The organism is Mycobacterium intermedium, assembly GCF_002086275.1.
GTDB lineage: Bacteria > Actinomycetota > Actinomycetes > Mycobacteriales > Mycobacteriaceae > Mycobacterium > Mycobacterium intermedium.
The window spans coordinates 1-21836 of record NZ_MVHT01000008.1; the positions used below are offsets into that span (position 1 = coordinate 1).

At 67.1% G+C, this 21836-nt stretch carries 16 protein-coding genes, 3 pseudogenes and 1 riboswitch; of the genes and pseudogenes, 9 read left to right on the forward strand and 10 right to left on the reverse strand.

Going from position 1 to position 21836, the window contains the following annotated elements; genetic code table 11:
* Both pks2 and BST27_RS04645 read right to left on the reverse strand, forming a co-directional pair.
* Nucleotides 1-4691 (reverse strand): sulfolipid-1 biosynthesis phthioceranic/hydroxyphthioceranic acid synthase (gene pks2 / locus BST27_RS04640; RefSeq protein ID WP_083148394.1); only part of this gene is annotated, 4691 nt, incomplete at its 3' end.
* A gap of 374 nt (nucleotides 4692-5065) precedes the next feature.
* Nucleotides 5066-5443 (reverse strand): hypothetical protein, encoded by a 378-nt coding sequence (locus tag BST27_RS04645; RefSeq protein ID WP_069422574.1) that lies wholly within the window; start codon nucleotides 5441-5443, stop codon nucleotides 5066-5068.
* Nucleotides 5444-5932: 489 nt separating this feature from the next.
* Between BST27_RS04645 and BST27_RS32295 the strand changes: the two genes are divergently transcribed.
* Entirely contained in the window at nucleotides 5933-6190 is a 258-nt protein-coding gene (locus BST27_RS32295; protein WP_170062268.1) for a hypothetical protein, read from the forward strand.
* Between the two features lie 125 nt (nucleotides 6191-6315).
* On the opposite strand, the pseudogene BST27_RS34940 reads toward BST27_RS32295, so the two are convergent.
* The 4 genes and pseudogenes from BST27_RS34940 to BST27_RS34950 all read right to left on the reverse strand — a co-directional run.
* Nucleotides 6316-6690 (reverse strand): annotated as a pseudogene (locus tag BST27_RS34940) (acyl carrier protein); the annotation flags it as partial.
* Complete coding sequence (locus tag BST27_RS34945; protein WP_372515539.1) at nucleotides 6609-6833, reverse strand: acyltransferase domain-containing protein; 225 nt, start codon at nucleotides 6831-6833, stop codon at nucleotides 6609-6611. The pseudogene BST27_RS34940 and the gene BST27_RS34945, both read right to left, overlap by 82 nt.
* A gap of 28 nt (nucleotides 6834-6861) precedes the next feature.
* Nucleotides 6862-7266 (reverse strand): annotated as a pseudogene (locus BST27_RS33510) (beta-ketoacyl synthase N-terminal-like domain-containing protein); the annotation flags it as partial.
* Nucleotides 7173-7415, reverse strand: a pseudogene (locus BST27_RS34950) (beta-ketoacyl synthase N-terminal-like domain-containing protein); the annotation flags it as partial. The pseudogenes BST27_RS34950 and BST27_RS33510, both read right to left, overlap by 94 nt.
* Nucleotides 7416-7481: 66 nt before the next feature.
* Here BST27_RS34950 and BST27_RS04655 point away from each other — a divergent pair.
* From BST27_RS04655 to ileS, 5 genes are all read left to right on the forward strand, one after another.
* Nucleotides 7482-9230 (forward strand): AMP-binding protein, encoded by a 1749-nt coding sequence (locus tag BST27_RS04655; protein WP_069422578.1) that lies wholly within the window; start codon nucleotides 7482-7484, stop codon nucleotides 9228-9230.
* 26 nt (nucleotides 9231-9256) lie between these two features.
* On the forward strand, nucleotides 9257-9832 hold the full coding sequence (locus tag BST27_RS04660) for a carboxymuconolactone decarboxylase family protein (RefSeq protein WP_069422577.1): 576 nt from the start codon (nucleotides 9257-9259) through the stop codon (nucleotides 9830-9832).
* 266 nt (nucleotides 9833-10098) lie between these two features.
* Nucleotides 10099-11223, forward strand: a complete 1125-nt coding sequence (locus BST27_RS04665; RefSeq protein ID WP_069417041.1) for an NAD(P)H-dependent flavin oxidoreductase — start codon at nucleotides 10099-10101, stop codon at nucleotides 11221-11223.
* Between the two features lie 105 nt (nucleotides 11224-11328).
* A riboswitch (M-box (ykoK) riboswitch) is annotated at nucleotides 11329-11498 on the forward strand.
* A 294-nt stretch (nucleotides 11499-11792) separates the two neighbouring features.
* Complete coding sequence (locus BST27_RS04670) at nucleotides 11793-12032, forward strand: Rv1535 family protein (protein ID WP_069417042.1); 240 nt, start codon at nucleotides 11793-11795, stop codon at nucleotides 12030-12032.
* Between the two features lie 381 nt (nucleotides 12033-12413).
* The gene (ileS, locus tag BST27_RS04675; RefSeq protein ID WP_069417043.1) at nucleotides 12414-15551 is read left to right on the forward strand and encodes an isoleucine--tRNA ligase; all 3138 of its coding nucleotides are present in this window, start codon (nucleotides 12414-12416) and stop codon (nucleotides 15549-15551) included.
* A gap of 411 nt (nucleotides 15552-15962) precedes the next feature.
* Here the strand turns inward: ileS and BST27_RS04680 are convergent, their stop codons facing one another.
* The gene (locus BST27_RS04680; RefSeq protein ID WP_069417044.1) at nucleotides 15963-16403 is read right to left on the reverse strand and encodes a class I SAM-dependent methyltransferase; all 441 of its coding nucleotides are present in this window, start codon (nucleotides 16401-16403) and stop codon (nucleotides 15963-15965) included.
* Between the two features lie 47 nt (nucleotides 16404-16450).
* Here BST27_RS04680 and BST27_RS04685 point away from each other — a divergent pair, with 47 nt between their 5' ends.
* Nucleotides 16451-17890 (forward strand): DNA polymerase IV, encoded by a 1440-nt coding sequence (locus tag BST27_RS04685; RefSeq protein WP_069417045.1) that lies wholly within the window; start codon nucleotides 16451-16453, stop codon nucleotides 17888-17890.
* Here BST27_RS04685 and BST27_RS04690 read toward each other — a convergent pair.
* The gene (locus tag BST27_RS04690; RefSeq protein ID WP_069417224.1) at nucleotides 17846-18781 is read right to left on the reverse strand and encodes an asparaginase domain-containing protein; all 936 of its coding nucleotides are present in this window, start codon (nucleotides 18779-18781) and stop codon (nucleotides 17846-17848) included. The genes BST27_RS04685 and BST27_RS04690 overlap by 45 nt on opposite strands.
* Nucleotides 18782-18855: 74 nt before the next feature.
* Here BST27_RS04690 and lspA point away from each other — a divergent pair, with 74 nt between their 5' ends.
* Entirely contained in the window at nucleotides 18856-19500 is a 645-nt protein-coding gene (gene lspA, locus BST27_RS04695; protein ID WP_069417046.1) for a signal peptidase II, read from the forward strand.
* 14 nt (nucleotides 19501-19514) lie between these two features.
* Nucleotides 19515-20426, forward strand: coding sequence for an RluA family pseudouridine synthase (locus BST27_RS04700; RefSeq protein WP_069417225.1), 912 nt, complete (start codon nucleotides 19515-19517; stop codon nucleotides 20424-20426).
* A gap of 1 nt (nucleotide 20427) precedes the next feature.
* Here the strand turns inward: BST27_RS04700 and BST27_RS04705 are convergent, their stop codons facing one another.
* Both BST27_RS04705 and BST27_RS04710 read right to left on the reverse strand, forming a co-directional pair.
* Nucleotides 20428-21198 carry a class I SAM-dependent methyltransferase gene (locus tag BST27_RS04705; protein WP_069417047.1) on the reverse strand — a complete coding sequence of 257 codons (771 nt, stop codon included), beginning with the start codon at nucleotides 21196-21198 and terminating at the stop codon, nucleotides 20428-20430.
* A 19-nt stretch (nucleotides 21199-21217) separates the two neighbouring features.
* The gene (locus tag BST27_RS04710) at nucleotides 21218-21829 is read right to left on the reverse strand and encodes a lysozyme inhibitor LprI family protein (RefSeq protein WP_069417048.1); all 612 of its coding nucleotides are present in this window, start codon (nucleotides 21827-21829) and stop codon (nucleotides 21218-21220) included.
* Nucleotides 21830-21836 lie beyond the last annotated feature (7 nt).

Genomic DNA, 21836 nt, shown 5'->3' on the forward strand with positions numbered 1-21836 from the left:
TTGTCCCCGGCCTTGATCCGGGCCAGGTCCTGCAGCCCGTACCAAGCGGTCGCCGTCGCGGTGGTCACCGCCGCGGCGTCGCCGTCGCTGAGGCCCTCCGGCAACTTGGTGGCCAGCCGCGCGTCGCAGGTGAGGAACGTGGACCAGCAGCCGTTGGGGGACAGCCCGCCGACGTGGTCGCCGACCTGGAGATCGGTCACGTCGGGCCCCACCGCGGTCACCACACCCGCGAAGTCGGTGCCCAGCTGCGGTTGCTTGCCGTCGACGGTCTTGTACAGGCCGAAGGTCACCAGAACGTCGGCGAAGTTGATGCTCGACGCGCTGACCGCCACCTCGATTTCGTTCGGACCCGGCACAACCCGGTCGAACGCGGTGAATTCCAGCGTCTGCAGGTCTCCCGGGTTACGGATCTGCAGCCGCATGCCGTCCTGGTCGTGCTCGACGATGGTGGTGTGGCGCTCCTCTGGGCGCAGCGGCGCCGGGCTAAGCCGCGCGGTGTACCACTCGTCGTTACGCCACGCCGTCTCGTCTTCATCGGACTCGGCCGCCAGCAGGGGGCGCGCCACCTGCTCGACGCCGGTCTGCTCGTCGACGTCGATGTGGGTGACCTTCAAATGCGGATGCTCGGCACCGATCACCCGCAACAGACCGCGTAACCCACCCTGCTCGAGGTTGACCTGATCCTCGGAGACCACCTGCTGTGCATTGCGGGTCACCACGTACAACCGCGGCACCTGGCTCGAGATCTCCGGCAGTTCCCGCGCGATACGCACCACGTGCTCGACATATTCACGGCCACGGGTCGGTACTGCCGACGCATCGCCATCCTTGGTGCTCGGCGGTGGGGTAAGCACGACGATCCCAGTGAAGCCACCGGCCTCGAGCTCACTGCGCAGCTTGGCGGCACGCTCGGCATGGTCGTCCTGGAGAGGCCAGGACAAGGTGAAGGACTGCGCGTCGTGCACCTTCAACGCGTCGGTCAACTCGGCAGCGGCCAGGTCCGCGGCGTCGCCGGTGCTGATCAACAGCCACGTCCCCGCCTCGGCGTGGGCCGTTTCCGGCAGTTCGCGCTGGTGCCACTCGATGGTCAACAGCCGCTCGTTCAATATCCGGTTCCGCTCGGCGTCGGGGGACGCGCCGGTCCCCAACTGCAGCCCGCGGACGGTGAGCACGACAGCGCCGTTTTCGTCCAGGATGTCCAGGTCTGCTTCCACACTCGAGCCCGCCCCCGAGCCGGCTCCGTTCACCGTGGTCAGGCAGTACCGGGCGGTGCGCGGCGGGCCGTAGACGCGCAGCCGGCGTACGCCGAGGGGCAGCATCAGGCCGCCGCCGCCGGCGTTGCGGACGATCGGATGCGCGGCCACCGACTGGAAACACGCGTCCAGCAACGCCGGGTGCACGCCATAAGCGCCCTGCTGGGCGCGGATCGAGCCCGGCACGCCCACCTCTGCGAGCACGGTGCTGCCACCGGACTCCGGAGCGGTGTGCGTCGTTCCCAGCCCGCCGAACGCCGGACCGTACTGAATTCCGTGCTGGTCGAACCCCTGGCGGAGGTCATCGCCGTCGATGGGTTCGGGGTGCTCGGCCAGCAGGGCGGCGATGTCGTGCGCCGCCGGCTGCTCGCGGTCGTCTTCCGGGATCTCATGCAGCGACGCGGACGCCCGACGCAGGCGTTCGCCTTCCTGCTCGGTCTCGACCGCGAACGTGACTACACCGGGTGCCTCAACGGTCGCCGACGCGGCAACGGGGGTCTGCTCGTCCAGCAACAGCAGCTGTTCGAAACGGACATCGCGGATCTCCGAGGCGTCACCGAAGACTTCGCGGGCCGCGGCCAACGCCATCTCGCAGTAAGCGGCGCCGGGAAGCGCTGCGGCACCGTGGATTTGGTGATCGGCCAACCACGGCAGCGCGTCGGTCCCCACCTCGCCCTGCCACACGTGCCGTTCCGGCTCCTCGGCCAGCCGCACATGCGCGCCCAGCAAGGGGTGCACGGTGATGGTGGAGGTGCCGTAAGTCCGCGACTCCTGGTTGGCGTCGGGATTCAGCAGCAGCTGACGCTGGGTCCAGGCCGGCAGTGGTGCATCGACCAGTCGGCCGGTGGGGTAGAGGACCGAGAAGTCCACTGCGGCGCCGGCCGCGTACAGGTCACCTATCACGCCGCGCAGCCCATAGGGCAGCGGCTGCTCGCGGCGCATGCCCGCCAGTGCCACGGCAGACATGTCCAGGCTGCGGGCGGTCTGACTGACGGGGTGGGTCAGCAGCGGGTGCGGGGTCAGCTCGGTGAAGACGCGGTAGCCGTCCTCCAAGGCGGCCTGCACCGCCGCGGCGAACCGGACCGTGTGGCGCAGGTTGTCCGCCCAGTAGTAGGCGTCGCAGTAGGGCTCTTCCCGCGGGTCGAACGACGTCGCCGAGTAGTAGGGGACCTCCGGTTCCAGCGGGCTGAGGTCTTCCAGCGCCTCGGTCAGGTCATCGAGGATCGGCTCCACCTGCGGCGAGTGCGAGGCCACATCCACGGCAACCTCGCGGGCCATCACGTCGCGCTCTTCCCAGGCCTTCACGAACTGGCGAACCGTCTCGGTGGCACCGCCGATCACCGTCGACTGCGGCGATGCGACCACCGCGACCACGACGTCGTCGACGCCGCGGGCCATCAATTCCGTGATCACCTTTTGGGCGGGCAGTTCCACCGACGCCATGGCGCCGGCGCCGGAGATGCGCGTCATCAGCTTGGAGCGCCGGCAGATCACCTTCACGCCGTCTTCGATCGACAGGGCACCGGCCACCACAGCGGCGGCGGACTCGCCCAGCGAGTGGCCGATCACCGCACCGGGCGTCACGCCGTAGGCCTTCATGGTCGCCGCCATGGCGACCTGGATGGCGAACAGCGTCGGTTGCACCCGGTCGATACCGGTGACCACCTCGGGAGCGGTCATCGCCTCGGTCACCGAGAACCCGGACTCCGCGGCGATCAGCGGCTCGATCTCGGCGATGGTCGCGGCGAACACCGGCTCGTTGGCCAGCAGGTCCGCGCCCATGCGGGCCCACTGCGAACCCTGCCCGGAGAACACCCACACCGGGCCCTTGTCGTCCTGCCCGACCGCCTCTGGGTGCGGGACCTCGCTGCCGGCGACCTCGCGCAGAGCCGCTACCAGGTCTTCCCGCGTGCTGGCCAGCACGGCGGTGCGCACCTGCCGGTGCCCGCGCCGCAGGGCCAGCGTGTAAGCCAGGTCGCGGAGCGCAAACTCGGGGCCCTGTGCCTCGACCCAGTCGGCGAGCCGCGCGGCGGTCCGGCGCAGTGCGTCCTCCGAGCTGGCCGACACCGGGAACACCAGGCCGCCCTCGATGCCCGCACCCGTCGAGGCGTCGCCGGCGTCTTCGGCTGGCTCGGGGGCCTGCTCTAGCACGGCGTGGGCGTTGGTGCCCGACATGCCGTACGAGGACACCGCTGCCCGGCGCGGCCCGTTGTCGCTGGGCCACGGCGTAAGCTCCTGCGCGACAAAGAGATTCGTCTCGACTTCGGCCAGTTCATCGGGCAGCTTGGTGAAGTTGGTGTTCTTCGGGACCTCACCGTGCTGCAGCGCAAGAACGGCCTTCAACAGGCCGAGCGCGCCCGAGGCCGACTGGGTGTGCCCGAAGTTGGTCTTCAGCGAACCAAGCACGCAGGGGCCGTCGGTGCCGTACACCTCGGCCAGGCTCTTGAATTCGATCGGATCGCCAATGGGGGTACCGGTGCCATGCGCCTCGACCATGCCCACGGTGGCCGGGTCCACGCCACCGGCGGCCAATGCCGCCCGGTACGCCGCGACCTGCGCCGGGCCCGACGGTGTCGCGATGTTGACGGTGTGGCCGTCCTGATTGGACGAGGTGCCGCGAATGATGGCCAAGATCCGGTCACCGTCGCGCTGGGCGTCCTCCAAACGCTTGAGCATCACCACGACGCAGGCCTCGCCCATGACGAACCCGTCGGCCGCGACGTCGAATGCGTGGCAGCGACCGGTCGGCGACCCCATACCCAGCAGCGACCCGGAGACGAATCGGCGCGGGTCCTGCGTCAACGAGACGCCGCCTGCCAGGGCAACCTCGCATTCGCTCTCATGCAGGCTCCGGCAGGCCAGGTGGACAGCGGTAAGGCCAGACGAGCACGCGGTGTCGATGGTCATCGCCGGGCCGTGCAACCCCAGCGCGTAGGAGATGCGACCGGAGGCGAAGCTGTAGTTGTTGCCGGTGAAGCCGTAGGGTCCGTCCAGCGCGTTGGCGTCGGCGGTCCGCAACGTGTAGTCGCCGTTGGTCATCCCGACGAACACACCGGTCTGCGACTCGGTCAGCTTGCTCGGGGTGCACCCGGCGTGCTCGATCGCTTCCCAGGAGGTCTCCAGCAGCAACCGGTGCTGCGGGTCCAGTGCGGTCGCCTCCTGCTCGCTGATCCCGAAGAAGTCCGAGTCAAAGCCGCCGATGTCCTCGAGGAAGGCGCCCCATTTCGATACCGACCGACCGGGCACGCCGGGCTCGGGGTCGTAGTACTCGTTGACGTCCCAGCGGTCGGCGGGAACCTCCGTAACCAAGTCGTCGCCGCGCAGCAACGCCTCCCAAAGCAGCTCGGGGGAGTCGATGCCCCCCGGCAGCCGGCACGCCATACCAATGACAGCAACCGGAGTTACGCGCGAATTATCCACGGTGGTTCTTCTCTCCATAAAAACTTCGGGTTCTTATCTCTGGCGTCGAGCTCGTATTAACGCTTCGAGGATCATGGCCGATTTGGTCACGTGTGCGGGCGAAAACCGCAGCAACCGGCACACACAACCCATCGACCCCCATCGAAGCCAATCAGTAGTTCTTGGCGTCATCAGAGCCTAGCGGCTTGGCTACCCGCGCGTGGAAAAATCGTGCGTACGTACAAAAAAACTTGCTGACAACGGCGGATGCGGCACCCGGGTGCACGGTGTGACGAATTCGTCAGTTAGCTACATAAACGCACCGTAAGGGCTGTTTTCGGCGATTCCAGGGAAAGCGGCAAGTCGCCGAGTGCCCGGCGGTCGAAAAACGGCTTCCCTACCTGACCGTCGGGTCAAGGAAGTGTCTGAAGAGGAGTCCGAACGTGCGGGACGGCAACGTAGTCCGGCGGGACGGTACGGCCCTCGGCGACGCGGGCGTAGACCGATTTCATCACCTGCAGGTACTGCGTCACCGATTCGTGCGCGATCGGATTGTTGGAAAACGACGCTGTGACGGTGGTCTCATTCTGAAATTTGTTGACCCACATGCACACCCATGCGGCTATCCGGCCATCGCTGAAGGCCTGCAGGTTCTTGCGTTCCAGATGCATGGCGATTACGGCGGAGAGTGGGGGCACGCCGGCGTCGAGGAATGACAGCATGGGGAAGCCACCGCCGGGCGGAGTCTTGGGGAGCCAGGGCGCCAACTCCAGGACTCGCTCGAACGGCACCTTGGCCGACTGCGAGTTGTCGTCGAAGGACCGCTGGGCGCTCCGCGCGGTCTCGGCGAAGGACGGGTGCCGGTCGGGTCACCGCGTGGTAGGTCGCCGAGCCGGTGAGTTCGTATTCGGTAGAGGCCGCGCACGCGAACACTCCGCCGCTGAACCGGGCGCTCGCACTGTTACACGCGGCCTCGGACCGGTCGGTTTGGCGGGCATCCATGAGCTGCAGCGACAACAACTTCCCGGTGGCCGCCAACGTGGTGTCGCCAAGCGGCAACGGGAAGGACGGCAGGGTGCCGTCGTTGGACTTGAAGAACTCGAGCCACCGCTGTTTCTCCGGGATTGCAGGGTCAGGGCGTAGGTATACGCGCGCTCGCGCCGGCAGTAGTCGTCATAGCTGCCCGGCGCGGGCAGCGGAATGGGCCCGGCACCGTCCATGAGCGCCTCATACATGGACTCGATCTCCCAGAACACGGCGCTGATGAACATCGCGTCCACGTGGCGATGATCCACGCTGATGCACACGGTGAAGTGGTCGTCACACTGAATGACGGCGAACCGGAAGCAATCCCACTGCAACGGGTCCGGCGTGGCCAGTATGTGGTCCTGCCACTGCTTGGTCGTCATCTGGCCGTCCTCAACCGGAATCAGCTCAATATCAGCGGGATTGGTGATCGTGTGCCGGACGATGTGCGCGTCGTCGGTGAGTTCGAACCAGCTGCGGTACGTGTCGTGCCGGGCGCAGATGTGAATTGATGACGTACGTCATCGCCCGAATGTCGCACTGGCCTCGGATGTCCAAGGCAGCCACCACAAGTCGCGACATGTCGATACCGCGGGCCGCCTGGTTGCGATAGCCGCGCGGGTGGCGCGCCTGGATATAGCTTGGCGGCATGCAGGCGCACCCCCGTTTCGGTCTCGATACGGGTGCGCAATTCGAGGTTGCCCAGCGAGTCGAGGCCGTACTGGGACAGCGGGCGGTCCGGGTCGACCGTGCGCCGCAAACACAGGCTGACGTGGTCAGATATCAGCCGCCGGAAGCGGGTGGGCCACTCGTCGAGCGGGAGTTCTTCGAGTTCGGCACGGAATTTGGTGTGGCCGGACGGGTTTTGGTCCGCGCAACCCGACCCGGAGCGGAACGCGGCGGCGAAAGCACTGCGCTGCGCCAGTGCGGTCAGCCAAGGCGAGCCGAGGATCGGGATATACCCGCTATGAGCGCGGTTGTGGCGCAACAGGGTTTCGAAGGCATGGGCGCCTCGGTGAATACCGGTTCGGTGGCCAATAGGTCCGCGCCAATGCCCGCCCATTGCGACCCCTGTCCAGAGGAAACCCACACCGGGCCGCGGTCGTCCTGTCCGACGGCAGCGGGATCCGCGAAGTCCCATCGAGTAGGCCACACGTCCGGAGGTCATGCTGTACGCGGTGCCGGTGACCGCGTATGCGTCGCCCCGGGCTCCGGCTTCGCCGGTGACAAAGGCGTAGTCGTCGTGGCAGACGCCGACGAACACACCCGTCAGCGAGCCGGCCAGGGAGGCCGGAGCCTGGCCGGCTTGCTAGACGGCCTCCCACGACGTCTGCATGAGCAGGCGGTGCTGGGGGTCGATCGCCGTGGCCTCGCGCTCGGTGATGCCGAAGAATTCCGGGTCGAATCCGGCGACGTCGTCGAGGAACCCACCCCAGCGCGACACCGAGCGCTGCCGCACACCCGGCTCGGGGTCGTAGTACTCGTCGGCGTCCCAGCGGTCGGCCGGAATGTCCGGATCAGGTCGTCGGCCCGCAGCACGGACTCCCACAACCTTTCGGGGGAATCGACACCGCCGGGGAGCCGGCACGCCATGCCGATGACGGCCACCGGCGTGACGGGCGTCCGATTCACGGCGAACGCGCCCCTTTCCAACGTTGTTTCAAGGTCGCGAGGGTTCAAGCCATCTTCCGTCGTCAGGACCACCCGCAGGGGACCAACGCGCCGCGGGTTCTGCATCGATCAGGCCAGCTTCGTTTGCCAACCGGAGCCGCGGAGACAGCGAAGCCGGTAGTGTTGCTGCACGTGGTCAGCTCCTCCATTCCCGCTGTGCTGCGCGAACGCGCCAGCCTGAACCCCAACGACACAGCCATCACGTACGTCGATTACGAGCAGGATTGGGACGGCGTTGCCGAGACGGTGACGTGGTCGCAGCTGTATCGGCGGGTGATCAATGCCGCTGAACAGATCAGGCTCACCGGATCGGTCGGCGATCGTGCGATCATCCTGGCGCCGCAGGGCCTTGACTACATCGTCGGGTTTCTCGCCGCGATGCAGGCCGGACTCATCGCCGTCCCGCTGTCGGTTCCGTATGGCGGCGCCCACGACGAGCGGACGATTTCGGTGTTGGCCGACACATCGCCCACCGTCCTGCTCACCACGTCGGCCGTCACCGACAACGTCGCCCCGTACGCACAGCCGCAGTCCGGGCAAGTCGCGCCGGCGCTGATTGAGCTTGATTTGCTGGATCTGGAATCGCGGCAGCGGCCCGGCCCTGGGTCACGTTGGCCCGGCAAGGATGCGCCCGAGATTCAGTACCTGCAGTACACGTCGGGATCCACTCGGACGCCGGCCGGCGTGGGGATCGCAAACAAGAATGTCTTCACCAACTTCACGCAGATGATCGCCGACTTCTTTCGTGTCGAGGGCGGCGTCGTCCCATCGGACCTGACCATCGTGTCGTGGCTGCCGCTGTATCACGACATGGGTCTGTTGCTGGGATCCATCATGCCGATCCTCATCGGCGTGCCCACCGTGCTCACCAGTCCGGTGGGCTTCCTGCAGCGTCCGGCCCGCTGGATGCACCTGATGGCCAACAAGCCCTGTGTGGTGTCCGGCGGACCGAACTTCGCCTTCGAGCTGGCGGTGCGCAAGACGTCCGACGACGATATGGAGGGTTACGACCTCAGCGGGGTGCACAGCGTGCTCAACGGCAGTGAGCGTGTGCAGCCCGCTACCCTCAAGCGCTTCGCGGATCGGTTCGCCCGCCACAACTTCCGTCCCGAGGCGCTGCTGCCCGCGTACGGCATGGCCGAGGCCACCGTGTACATCGCCTCCCGCAAGGTGGGGGAGCCACCCAAGATCGAGTACTTCGAATCGGAGAAACTGCCTGCCGGGCAAGCGATTCGGAGCACGAACGGTAGCGGCACCCCGCTGGTCAGCTACGGCAAGACGGAGACGATGCTGGTGCGCATCGTCGATCCGGACACCCGGATCGAATGCCCGGAGGGCTCCGTCGGTGAGATCTGGGTGCAGGGCGACAACATCGCATCCTGCTACTGGCAGAAGCCCGAGGAGAGCGAAAACACCTTCGGCGCAAGGATTGTCAATCCTACGGAGGGCACTCCGGAGGGTCCCTGGCTGCGGACCGGAGATTCGGGTTTCCGTTCCGACGGGGAGCTGTACATCATCGGGCGCATCAAGGATCTGCTGATCATCTACGGGCGCAACCATTCTCCCGACGACATCGAGGCAACGATTCAGGAGATCACCGCGGGCCGCTGCGTGGCGATCGGGGTGCCGGACGGTGGCGTCGAGAAGCTCGTCGCCATTGTCGAAGTCAAGAAGCGGCCCGACTCCGACGACGCGCTGGACAAGTTGCGCCTGATCAAGCAGGACGTCAACGCCGCCATCTACAAGTCGCACGGTCTGAGCGTGGCCGATCTGGTGCTGGTATCGCCCGGTTCGATTCCCATCACCACCAGCGGCAAGGTCAGGCGGGCTCAGTGCGTCGAGCTCTACCGACAACGTGAGTTCACACGCTTGGACGTGTGACCGGCCCTTCCGCACGGAGTGTCCCCATGACAGAACCGCCTCGCGTGCCCCTACTGCCGGTCGACGAGGCCAAGGCCGCCGCCGACGAAGCCGGCGTGCCCGACTACATGGCCGAGTTGAGCATCTTCCAGGTGCTGCTGAACCACCCGCACCTGGCCCGAAGCTTCAACGACATGCTGGCCACCATGCTGTGGCACGGTTCCCTTGATTCGCGTTTGCGCGAACTGGTGATCATGCGGATCGGGTGGCTCACCGAGTGCGACTACGAATGGACCCAACACTGGCGCGTCGCGTCCCGACTGGGGGTGTCGGCCGAGGATCTGCTCGGCGTGCGGGATTGGCAGCATCACAACGCATTTGGCCCCGTGGAACGGGCGGTGCTGGCCGCCACCGACGACGTGGTGCGCGACGGTTCCATCGGGCCCGAGAGCTGGAGCGCGTGTGAGCGTGAATTGGGTGGCGACACAACGGTTCTCATTGAACTCACGACCGCCATCAGCGCGTGGCGGATGGTGGCGTCGATCCTGCACAGCCTGAAGGTCCCGTTGGAAGAGGGGGTGTCCAGTTGGCCCCCGGACGGACAGGGGCCGCAGCGCCAGTAGGTCGCGTCGGCGTTGGCGGTGCGTGTGGGGCGCATTCCACCGGTCGTGTTGATTCTGCGTGTGGGGCGGGAAAGTGCGAGTAGATGCCGCCAATTTCGCAGTGTCACTGCCGCCTGCCCGGGTGGTCGTGTTGATTCTGCGTGTGGGGCGGGGAAGTGCGAGTAGATGCCGCCAAAAGCGCAGTGTCAATGCAGCGTGCCCAGGCAGTGTCGGCGTAAATAGGGGTCGGTTGCGGCTACTCGCGGGGCTGCCGTACCGTCGGCGAAATGCGGACCAGAGTCGCCGAAATGCTTGGTGTCGAGTTCCCGATCTGCGCCTTCAGCCACTGCCGCGATGTGGTGGCGGCGGTGACCAACGCCGGAGGTTTCGGCGTCCTGGGCGCCGTCGCGCACAGCCCCGCGCGGCTGGAGAGCGAGTTGACCTGGATCGAGGAGCAGACCGGCGGCAAACCCTACGGAGTCGACCTGCTGTTGCCTCCCAAGTACGTCGGCGCGGAAAAGGGCGGCATCGAGTCCCAGCAGGTCGAGGAGCTGCTGCCGCCGGAGCACCGCGCGTTCGTCGACGACCTGCTGTCCCGCTATGGCGTGGCAGCCCAACCCGAAGGTCGTCGCACGCTGGCTCCCGGTGGGCTCAACATCTCACCCAAGGGCTATGAACCGCTGCTGGACGTGGCTTTCGCCCACAACATCCGACTGATCGCAAGCGCACTCGGGCCGCCGCCGCAGGACCTCGTCGACCGCGCCCACGGTCAGGACGTACTGGTGGCCGCGTTGGCAGGCACGACGCGGCATGCGCAACGCCACGTGGCCGCGGGCGTAGACCTGATCGTCGCGCAGGGCACCGAGGCCGGCGGCCACACCGGCGAGGTCTCGACGATGGTGCTCGTTCCGGAGGTGGTGGATGCCGTCGCTCCCACACCGGTACTGGCTGCCGGCGGGATCGCCCGGGGTCGTCAGATCGCCGCGTCTCTGGCGCTGGGCGCCGAGGGGGTGTGGTGCGGGTCGGTGTGGCTGACCACCGAAGAAGCCGAAACACCTGACGTCGTCAAGGACAAATTCCTGGCAGCCAGCTCGTCGGACACGGTGCGGTCGCGCTCGTTGACGGGTAAGCCCGCGCGCATGTTGCGCACGGCGTGGACCGACGAGTGGGAGCGGCCCGACACGCCCGCGCCGCTCGGAATGCCGCTGCAAAACGCGCTGATCAATGAGCCGCAACTGCGGATCAACCAGGCGGCCGTACAGCCGGATGCCAAGGCTCGAGAGCTGGCGACCTACTTCGTCGGGCAGGTGGTCGGGTCGCTCGACCGGGTGCGTAGTACCCGCTCAGTCGTGCTGGAGATGGTCGAGGAATTCATCGACACGATCGGAAAACTCGACGGTCTGGTCGAATAAACGCCTGGTCAAGCCAGCTCAGTCGGTACGGCGTGGGCGTGAAAAAGGCGACACGCGGCCCGGGCTGGTTGACCTACTCGAGCCGGTGGTGCATGATCGGGCGGGTATGCACCTCGTTAGGTGAGGCGGCTACACGAACATAGGCCACTGACCCCGAACGTCGAAAGACGCCCCGGGTCAGGACAGCTCCTCCCGGATTAAGGGTTGAGCCCAGGTGGCTTCCGGATTGCCGGACACGTCGTGTAGTGCCGAAGCTCTGACGAGAGGGGTGCGGTTTTTTCGGCGCCGTTGTTGGAATGCCGGAATTTTCGTACTCCGTCGTGCACTGTAGATCGTGCGGGTAACCGCGCGCGGTAGTGACCGAAGGGAGGTGAGGGACGCATGAGTTCCAGTGACAGTCCGGGTCGATATCCGGACGTTTCGTCCCGAACCGGTCTTCGGCGCGACGTTCTCAGCTGAGCCGTCACACCTCCTTCGCCTTCGGCGGAACGGACCGGAACGGGACGGGACCACACCAGTTCGCTTGTCCTCGTTTGATTTCCGTCTGCAATCCTGCTTAGGAGGCGATCATGACCGCTGCTCTCTGCAACGACGAAGTTGGCGCCGTAACCACCGCACCGCAGTTGCACCTCGTGCGCGACGACTCCCCGATCCAGGCCGCCCCGAAGAAGGCATCGCGCCGGGTCAACACCCAGCCGTTCGGCGGTGGAGACCCACTGGTGGAAGGCGCCGCGCGCTTGCTGTGCGTTCCGCTGCGGCACGTGTACGCCGCGCTCTGGCGCATCGGTGTGCTCGAAGTCCAGGCCTGAAGGTAGGCGAGTCTTCATGGATACCGAGCCAATCTCGGCTCCAAGGGGCTACCCGACGGCAGACGTGCTGACCAGCGTCTGCGGCCAGGTAGCCCCTTGGGGCCGGCCGGCGCCGTGAATCGGATTTGCGGCGCTTCGTAGAATCTCTACTAGCACCACAACATCGGCGACGATCCGGCCATCACCGGGGAGCCTTCGGAAGAACAGCCAGTTGGCCCAGTAGAACCGAACGGGTTGGCCCGTCACAGCCTGACTTCGAGTGGTCACGCAATTGCGTGGCAAGCGGGGTGGTACCGCGGCGTTCGCGCACCAGCGCAGCGTCGTCCCCGTGCCTGACGTGACAACGCGCGCAAGCGCCGTAAGGCACAGGAGACGACGCACGTGACCGACAGTCCGCACCTCGGGGGCGCACCCAGGACGTACCCGAAGCAAGCCGGCGGGGCGCCCGACTTTCCGGCGCTCGAACTCGAGGTGCTCCAGTACTGGTTCGACGACGACACATTCCGCGCCAGCATCGCCCGGCGGGACGGCGCCCCGGAATACGTGTTCTACGACGGGCCGCCGTTTGCCAACGGGCTGCCTCACTACGGCCACCTGCTCACCGGCTACGTCAAGGACATCGTGCCGCGCTACCGGACCATGCGGGGTTACAAGGTCGAGCGTCGCTTCGGCTGGGACACCCACGGGTTGCCCGCCGAACTGGAAGTCGAGCGCCAGCTGGGCATCACCGACAAATCCCAGATCGATGCCATGGGCATCGCCGAGTTCAACGACGCCTGCCGCAAATCGGTGTTGCGCTACACCAACGAATGGCAGGAATACGTGACCCGCCAGGCCCGTTGGGTCGACTTCGACAATGACTACAAGACGCTCGACATCAGCTACATGGAGTCGGTGATCTGGGCGTTCAAACAGCTGTGGGACAAGGGCCTGGCCTACGAGGGCTACCGGGTGCTCCCGTACTGCTGGCGTGACGAGACCCCGTTGTCCAACCACGAATTGCGGATGGACGACGACGTCTACCAAAGCCGCCAGGACCCCGCGCTCACGGTCGGGTTCAAGGTGGCCGGCGGTGACCTGGACGGTGCCTACCTGCTGATCTGGACGACGACGCCGTGGACGCTGCCGTCCAACCTCGCGGTGGCGGTCAACCCTGAGGTGACGTACGTCCAGGTTCGGTCCGGCGATGACCGTGTCGTGTTGGCCGAATCGCGGCTGGCCGCGTATGCGCGGGAGCTCGGTGAGGAACCCGAGGTTCTCGGCACCTACCGCGGCGCGGATCTGCTGGGCGTTCGTTATCTGCCACCGTTCCCGTTTTTCATGGACACGCCCAACGCTTTTCAGGTGCTGCCGGGCGACTTCGTCACCACCGAGGACGGTACCGGCATCGTCCACATGGCACCGGCCTACGGCGAGGACGACATGGTCGTCGCCGACGCGGCCGGAATCGCGCCGGTCACGCCGGTGGATGCCAAGGGCCGCTTCGATGCCACGGTCCCCGACTACCAGGGCCAACACGTCTTCGACGCCAACCCGCAGATCATCCGCGACCTGAAGACCCGCAGCGGCCCGGCGGCGGCCAACGGCGCGCTGTTGATCCGTCACGAAACCTACGAGCACCCGTATCCGCACTGCTGGCGGTGCCGTAACCCGCTGATCTATCGCGCGGTGTCGTCGTGGTTCGTCGCGGTGACCCGGTTCCGCGACCGCATGGTGGAGCTGAACCAGCAGATCACCTGGTACCCCGAGCACGTCAAGGACGGCCAGTTCGGCAAGTGGCTGCAGGGCGCCCGGGACTGGTCGATCTCCCGAAACCGCTACTGGGGCACGCCAATCCCGGTGTGGAAGTCCGACGACCCCGCCTATCCGCGGATCGACGTCTACGGCAGCCTCGACGAGTTGGAACGCGACTTCGGGGTGCGGCCGGACAACTTGCACCGGCCGTTCATCGACGAACTCACCCGTCCCAACCCGGACGACCCCACCGGCAAGAGCACGATGCGCCGGATCCCCGACGTGCTCGACGTGTGGTTCGACTCGGGCTCGATGCCGTACGCCCAGGTGCACTACCCGTTCGAGAACGAGGACTGGTTCGACAGTCATTACCCCGGTGACTTCATCGTGGAGTACATCGGCCAGACCCGCGGCTGGTTCTACACGCTGCACGTGCTGGCGACCGCGTTGTTCGACCGGCCGTCGTTCAAAACCTGTGTGGCGCACGGCATTGTGCTGGGTTCCGACGGGCAGAAGATGAGCAAGTCGCTGCGCAACTACCCGGACGTGTACGAGGTGTACGACCGCGACGGCGCCGACGCCATGCGCTGGTTCCTGATGGCCTCGCCGATCCTGCGCGGCGGCAACCTCATCGTCACCGAGCAAGGCATCCGCGACGGTGTGCGCCAGGTGCTCCTGCCGTTCTGGAACGCCTACACCTTCCTGGCCCTGTATGCGCCGAAAGTCGGTACCTGGCGGGTGGATTCGACGCATGTGCTGGATCGCTACATCCTGGCCAAGCTGGCGGTGTTGCGTGACGATCTCACCCAGTCGCTGGAGGTCTGCGACATCTCCGTGGCCTGCGAGCAGCTGCGTCAGTTCACCGAAGCGCTGACGAACTGGTATGTGCGGCGGTCCCGTTCGCGGTTCTGGGAAGAAGACGCCGATGCCATCGACACCCTGCACACCGTGCTGGAGGTCACCGCGCGGCTCGCGGCGCCGCTGCTGCCGTTGATCACCGAGATCATCTGGCGCGGTCTGACCGGTGGGCGTTCGGTGCACCTGACGGATTGGCCCGAGGCGTCCGAGTTGCCCGCCGATGCCGAACTGGTGGCCGCCATGGACCAGGTGCGTGAGGTGTGCTCGGCGGCGTCGTCGCTGCGCAAGGCCAAGAAGCTGCGGGTGCGCCTGCCGCTGCCGAAACTCACGGTGGCGGTGGAAAACCCGGAGCGGCTTGCGCCGTTCACCGACCTGATCGGCGACGAGCTGAACGTCAAGCACGTCGAACTGACCGACGCCATCGACACCTACGGCCGTTTCGAGCTCACCGTGAACGCGCGGGTGGCCGGGCCGCGGCTCGGCAAGGATGTGCAGGCGGCCATCAAGGCGGTCAAGGCTGGCGAAGGCGTGCTCAATCCGGACGGCACCTTGACCGCGGGGCCCGCGGTGTTGCAGCCCGAGGAGTACAGCTCCCGGTTGGTGGCGGCCGATCCGGAGTTCACCGCCGCGCTGCCCGGTGGCGCCGGCCTGGTCGTCTTGGACGGCACGGTGACTCCCGAGCTGGAGGCCGAGGGCTGGGCCAAGGACCGCATCCGCGAGCTGCAGGAGCTGCGTAAGTCGACCGGACTCGACGTCTCCGACCGCATCCGCGTGGTGATGTCGGTGCCCGCCGAGCGGGCGGACTGGGCGCAGACGCATCGCGAACTCATCGCCGGCGAGATCCTGGCCACCAGTTTCGAATTCGGTGAGCCGGTCGATGCGGCCGAGATCGGCGACGGGGTGAAGGTGAGCATCGTCAAGGTGTGAGCGGTCGGCCTTGGCCGGGGTGGGGCGTTTCGTCCCAGCCGTTACGCAGGTCGGGTTGTGCGCGGTCTGTTGCCGCCGGGTCCGCGGTAAATCACATTTGTCACTTGCGTCTCCGTTCCGGGCGGGTGGCTTCGTGCCCGGCTTGGAGCGACAGGCGCGCGGTCTGTTGCCGCCGGGTCCGCGGTAAGTCACATTTGTCACTTGCGTCTCCGTTCCGGGCGGGTGGCTTCGTGCCCGGCTTGGAGCGACAATGCTTGTTTCCCAACGGGTGTCGCTGCAACCTGGGCAACAGCGCACATGGTCCGGCCTAGAGATCAGAGTGACGCCTGTGACAGCGCGGCGGAACCCGCCCGTCGCTGCCGAACCCGGGCGTCGCCGCCGAACCCCGCCCGCGTCCCGACGCGCCGCCCGCTACGGTTTGACCGCGCGCCACCGCTGCTCGCCGTGCTTGACCTCAACCTCGACATCGACAAATCCGGCCCGCGCCAACCGATCCGGCAGCAGCTGCGGGTCTAGCGGGTTGCAGGTGTCTCGAAAGTGCGCGATGCGGAAGGGGATCGAGTCCACGCCGTCGCTACCTGCGAAGATGCCGCCCGGTTGCAGCACCCGGAACGCCTCGGCGAACAACTGATTCTGCACCGGTGGCGTGGGCACGTGATGCATCATGGTGAAGCACACCACCGAGCTGAAATCCGCTGTGGGAAGGCCGGTATCGGCACCGTCGCCATGGATGATGCGGGCCCGGTCGCCGTACTTGGACTGCAGCCGCTGAGCCAGGGCCCCCTGCGGCTCGACCGTCTTCGCCCAATACCCGGAGCTGCAACACAACCGGTGGCAGATGTTCATTGCCATACGGCAAAACCCTAGGCCACGAGACCAGGGTCCTAGTATCGGCAGTTGTGGAGTCCCGTTGGGTGCTGCACCTGGACATGGACGCGTTCTTCGCCTCCGTCGAACAGCTCACCCGCCCCACCCTGCGGGGGCGGCCCGTGCTGGTCGGCGGCCTGGGCGGACGGGGTGTGGTCGCCGGTGCCAGCTACGAAGCGCGGGTGTACGGCGCACGGTCGGCCATGCCCATGCACCAGGCGCGCCGCCAGATCGGCGTGACGGCGGTGGTGTTGCCGCCCCGCGGGGTCGTGTACGGGTTGGCCAGCCGGCGGGTCTTCGACGCGGTGCGCAGCATGGTCCCCGTTGTCGAGCAACTGTCCTTTGACGAGGCATTCGGGGAGCCGCCCCAGCTCGCCGGGGCATCGGCCGACCAGGTCGACGAGTTCTGCGAGGAATTGCGGCGGGTGGTGCGCGAGGAGACCGGTCTGGTCGCCTCGGTGGGCGCCGGTTCGGGCAAACAGATCGCCAAAATCGCCTCCGGCCTGGCCAAACCCGACGGCATCCGGGTGGTGCGGCGGGAAGAGGAACAGCACCTGCTGCACGGACTGCCGGTGCGGCGACTGTGGGGGATCGGACCCGTCGCGGAGGAGAAGCTGCATCGGCTCGGCATCGAGACGATCGGACAACTGGCGGCGCTGACCGATGCCGAAGTGGCCAACATCCTGGGCGCGACCATCGGCCCGGCGCTGCACCGGCTGGCCCGTGGTATCGACGACCGTCCCGTCACCGAGCGCGCCGAAGCCAAACAGATCAGCGCCGAGTCAACCTTCGCCGTCGACCTGACCACGCTGGACCAGTTGCGGGAGGCGATCGACCCGATCGCCGAGCACGCCCACCGTCGCCTGCTGCGCGATGGCCGCGGCGCGCGCACCGTGACGGTGAAGCTGAAGAAGTCCGACATGAGCACGCTGACCCGGTCCGCAACGCTGCCCTATGCGACGACGGAGGCCGGGGCGTTGACCGCGCTGGCCCGACGGCTGCTGCTGGATCCGCTCCAGATCGGCCCCATTCGCCTTCTGGGCGTCGGGTTTTCGGGCTTGAGCGACGTGCGTCAGGAGTCGCTGTTTCCCGATCTGGAGTTATCGACCGAGGCCGAGGAGGCTCATCAGGCGGTCGAAACGACGGCGCTACCACTGCAAGACGCGGCCCAGTGGCGAATCGGCGACGACGTCGCCCACCGCGAATACGGGCACGGCTGGGTGCAGGGTGCTGGCCACGGCGTGGTGACCGTTCGCTTCGAGACCCGCGCGTCCGGACCGGGTCCGGCGCGCACTTTTCCGCTCGACACCGCCGAGCTGACCGCGGCTAACCCCGTCGACAGCCTGGACTGGCCGGACTACGTCGGCGCGCTGCGGGACCTTGAGGCCGACCAACCGGAAGAAGCGACAGAGCCAACCGGCGAAACCTCAGCCCCAACGCTCGATGAGGTCGGCGACCTCCGCGGCCGGTAGATCCGCGGCCAGCGCCGCCATCAGCAACACCCGCGCCTGCGAGGAGGGCAGGTTGGGCACCATCAGGGCGCCGGCGCTCACCAGGTCGTGCCCGGGGCCGTAGGTGGCGCCGACCCGCCCGCCTGGCACTCGGGTGGTGACCCCGACGACGATGCCGTCGCGGCACAGGCGACGAACCCCCTCGACGACGGCGGCGCAGGCATTACCCGAGCCCAGCGCTTCCAGGACCACCGCCCCTGCGCCGGCCGCGGCAAACGCATCGAGCGCCACCGCGTCACTGCCCAGATACGCCGCCGCGATGTCGACCCGTGGCGCGTATGCGGCGCTCAGATCCCCGAGGTAGGGGCGGGTCTTGCGCTCGGTGAGGCTCGGGCCGTCGGCGACCGTCCCCAACAGGCGTCCGGCGTAGCCGCTGAGGTCCTCGGTGGCCACCTTGCGCAAGCCCAGCGGCTGCAACACCCGGCCGGCGAAGCACACCAGCACGCCCAGGTCCCGTGCCGACGCACTGGCGGCCACCGTCAGCGCGTCGCGAATGTTGGCGGGCCCGTCGGCGTCGGGTGCGTCGGCGCTGCGCATGGCACCGGTCAGCACCACCGGGACTTCACCCGCGTAGGTCAGATCCAGCCAGAGCGCGCTTTCCTCCATGGTGTCGGTGCCGTGCAGCACCACCACACCGTCGGCGCCGGCGTCGGCGGCCGCGCGCACGGCGGCGCCGATTCGATCCCAGTCGGGCACGGTCAGTTCGGAGCTGTCGACCGCCATCAAATCAACGACCTCGACGTCCAGACCGGCGGTCAGGTCCGCGCCACTGTGGGCGGGTCGGCGCACGCCGTCGGCGCCGGTACTGCTCGATATCGTCCCTCCGGTGGTGATGACGGTAAGGCGGCCCATGCTCGGATCATCCCGCACGTCGAGACTGGTATCCGCATGCGGTGTCGATCCGGCATCTGGGGGATGATGGGAGGGTGCCTGACGAACCAACCGGATCTTCCGATCCGTTGACCGCAGCAGGGGCCGGGGATGAGGGCGCTGGCCAGCCCGAAACTTCCGCACCGCCCCGGCGTCTGCGGCTGTTGTTGTCGGTCGCGGCGGTCGTGCTGACATTGGACATCGTCACAAAGGTGCTGGCAGTCAAGTTGCTGCCGCCCGGACAACCGGTCTCGATCATCGGTGACACCGTCACCTGGACGCTGGTGCGCAATTCGGGCGCAGCATTTTCCATGGCCACCGGGTACACCTGGGTCCTGACGCTGATCGCCACGGGTGTGGTGGTCGGCATCTTCTGGATGGGCCGGCGGCTGGTATCGCCCTGGTGGGCACTGGGCTTGGGGATGATCCTCGGTGGCGCGATGGGAAACCTGGTGGACCGGTTCTTCCGGGCGCCGGGACCGCTGCGCGGGCATGTCGTGGACTTCTTGTCGGTCGGGTGGTGGCCAGTGTTCAACGTTGCCGACCCGTCGGTCGTGGGCGGGGCGATCCTGCTGGTCGTCCTGTCGATTTTCGGGTTCGATTTCGACACGGTCGGACGGCGCACGGACGACGACGACACCTCGGCCAACCCCGAGGCGGACGGCGACTCGGTTGACCGAAGTAAGGCCGACAAACGGTGAGTTCGCACCGTTCGATGCCCGTTCCGGAGGGTTTGGCGGGCATGCGTGTTGACGCGGGTGTGGCCCGCCTGCTTGGGCTGTCGCGGACCGCCGCCGCGGCGCTGGCCGAAGATGGCGGGGTCGAACTCGACGGCGTGAAGGCGGGGAAGTCTGACCGCCTGACCCCCGGCGCCTGGTTGGAGGTCCGGCTACCCGAGCCTCCGAAACCTCTGGAGAACCCGCCGGTCGAGATCGAAGGCATGACGATCCTGTATTCCGACGACGACATCGTCGCGGTCGACAAGCCGGCCGCCGTGGCCGCACATGCATCGGTGGGGTGGACCGGACCGACGGTGCTGGGCGGCCTGGCCGCGGCGGGCTACCGGATCAGCACGTCGGGTGTGCACGAACGGCAGGGGATCGTGCACCGCCTGGACGTGGGCACCTCCGGAGTGATGGTGGTCGCCCTCTCGGAACGCGCTTACACCGTGCTGAAGCGCGCGTTCAAACAACGCACGGTCGACAAGCGCTATCACGCGCTGGTGCAGGGACATCCGGACCCGTCCAGCGGAACGATCGACGCCCCGATCGGCCGGCACCCCGGCGGTGAATGGAAGTTCGCCGTCACGAGGAATGGCCGGCACAGCTTGACCCACTACGACACGGTCGAAGCCTTCGTCGCCGCCAGCCTGCTCGATGTGCACCTGGAAACGGGTCGCACCCACCAGATCCGGGTGCACTTCGCCGCGCTGCATCACCCGTGCTGCGGTGACCTCGTCTACGGGGCCGACCCGAAACTGGCGAAAAGGCTTGGGCTGGAACGGCAATGGCTGCACGCGCGGTCGCTGGCGTTCGCGCACCCGGCGGACGGCCGCCGGATCGAGATCGTCAGCCCCTACCCGCCCGACCTGCAGCACGCCCTGGACGTGCTGCGCGCCGAAAGTTGATTCAGCGCACCGGCTTTCGGGCCTCGACCAGGACCCGCACGGCGTGCGCTACGAAGGGTCCGTCGGCCTGGATGCGCTCGTGCAGCTCGCGTAGCCGGGAACGATAGCGCTGCACCGTGAAGTCGGGGACCGCCCAGATGACCTTGCGCAGAAAGTAGACGACGGCGCCGACGTCGAAATACTCCTGGCGCAGCCGTTCCAGCCGCATCGTCACCACTTCCAAGCCGGCGGCCTGCGCCTGTGCGCTTTCGGTGTCGGGGTGGCGGCGGGCCCACGCCTCGTTCTGGGGGCCCTGGGGGCCTCTGAAGAACTCCACCAATTCCGCCACCGTGGCGGGCCCGATGTGCTGCGCCAGGTAGGTGCCGCCGGGGCGCAGCACCCGGGCAATCTCGTGCCAGCACACCGTGTTCGGATGCCGACTGGTCACCAGGTCGAACGCCTCGTCGGCAAACGGCAGGACCGATTCGTCGGGTGGGGTCACCACGACCACTCCGCGCGGATGCAGGCGCTGCGTCGCCAACGCGGCGTTCGGAGGCCATGCTTCGACGGCCGCCATCGTCGGTGGGAACTTCGCTGCGCCGGCGAGCACCTCGCCACCGCCGGTCTGAATATCCAGCGCCGCTGATGCTTTCGCCAGCCGGTCATTCATCAATCGCTGGTAGCCCCAAGAGGGGCGCTGCTCAGTGGCCCGGCCGTCCAGCCAGGAGAAGTCCCAACCAGCCACGGGTGCCGAATCCGCTTCTGCGACCAGCTCTTCGAACGTGCGCGACATGTCAAACCGCCTCACGAACTCAAGAGGGCGTTTTGCAGACGAACTTGGTGCCGCCCGGAATGCCGGTGAAGTCGAGCCGCACCTCGCCCTGGTGTTCCCAATACTCGATGCCCTGCCGCCCGTAACGGGAGCCGCTGCCGGACGGCTGGGCGAAAAGGATGTGCTGCTTGCCTTTCCATTCCAGCACCGCCGCCGGGGGTTCGAATTGGTTGAAGAACTGCGCGGTCAGGGGACTGTCCTCGGCCGGGCAGCGGAAGGTGACGACCGGCGGGATCGCGGTGGCGGGGTCGGACATGGCCAACTGGACAAGGCGGGTCTGGTATGCCTCCCGTACGCACAGCGGAACGTCGGCGTTCTGCGAACAGGCGTCGCGCTCTGCGGCCCACTTGTTCTGCGCGTCGGTGAGCGCCGACTTGTCCGCGCCCGTCCGGTCTAGTGCCCGCTGGTAGCCGTCCGCGACTCGGTTGTCCAGATCACGCAGCACGAGGTCCCCGCAAACCAATTGTTGGGCGGAGTTCGCGGGTTTGGCGCAGTCGAGCGTCGGGCCCGAGTTGGCTGCCGGCGGCGGCGTGGTCTTTGAGCTACAGGCGCCCAGCAGCAGGGCCGTCAGGACGATGGCGATCAGTCGCATACGTGCT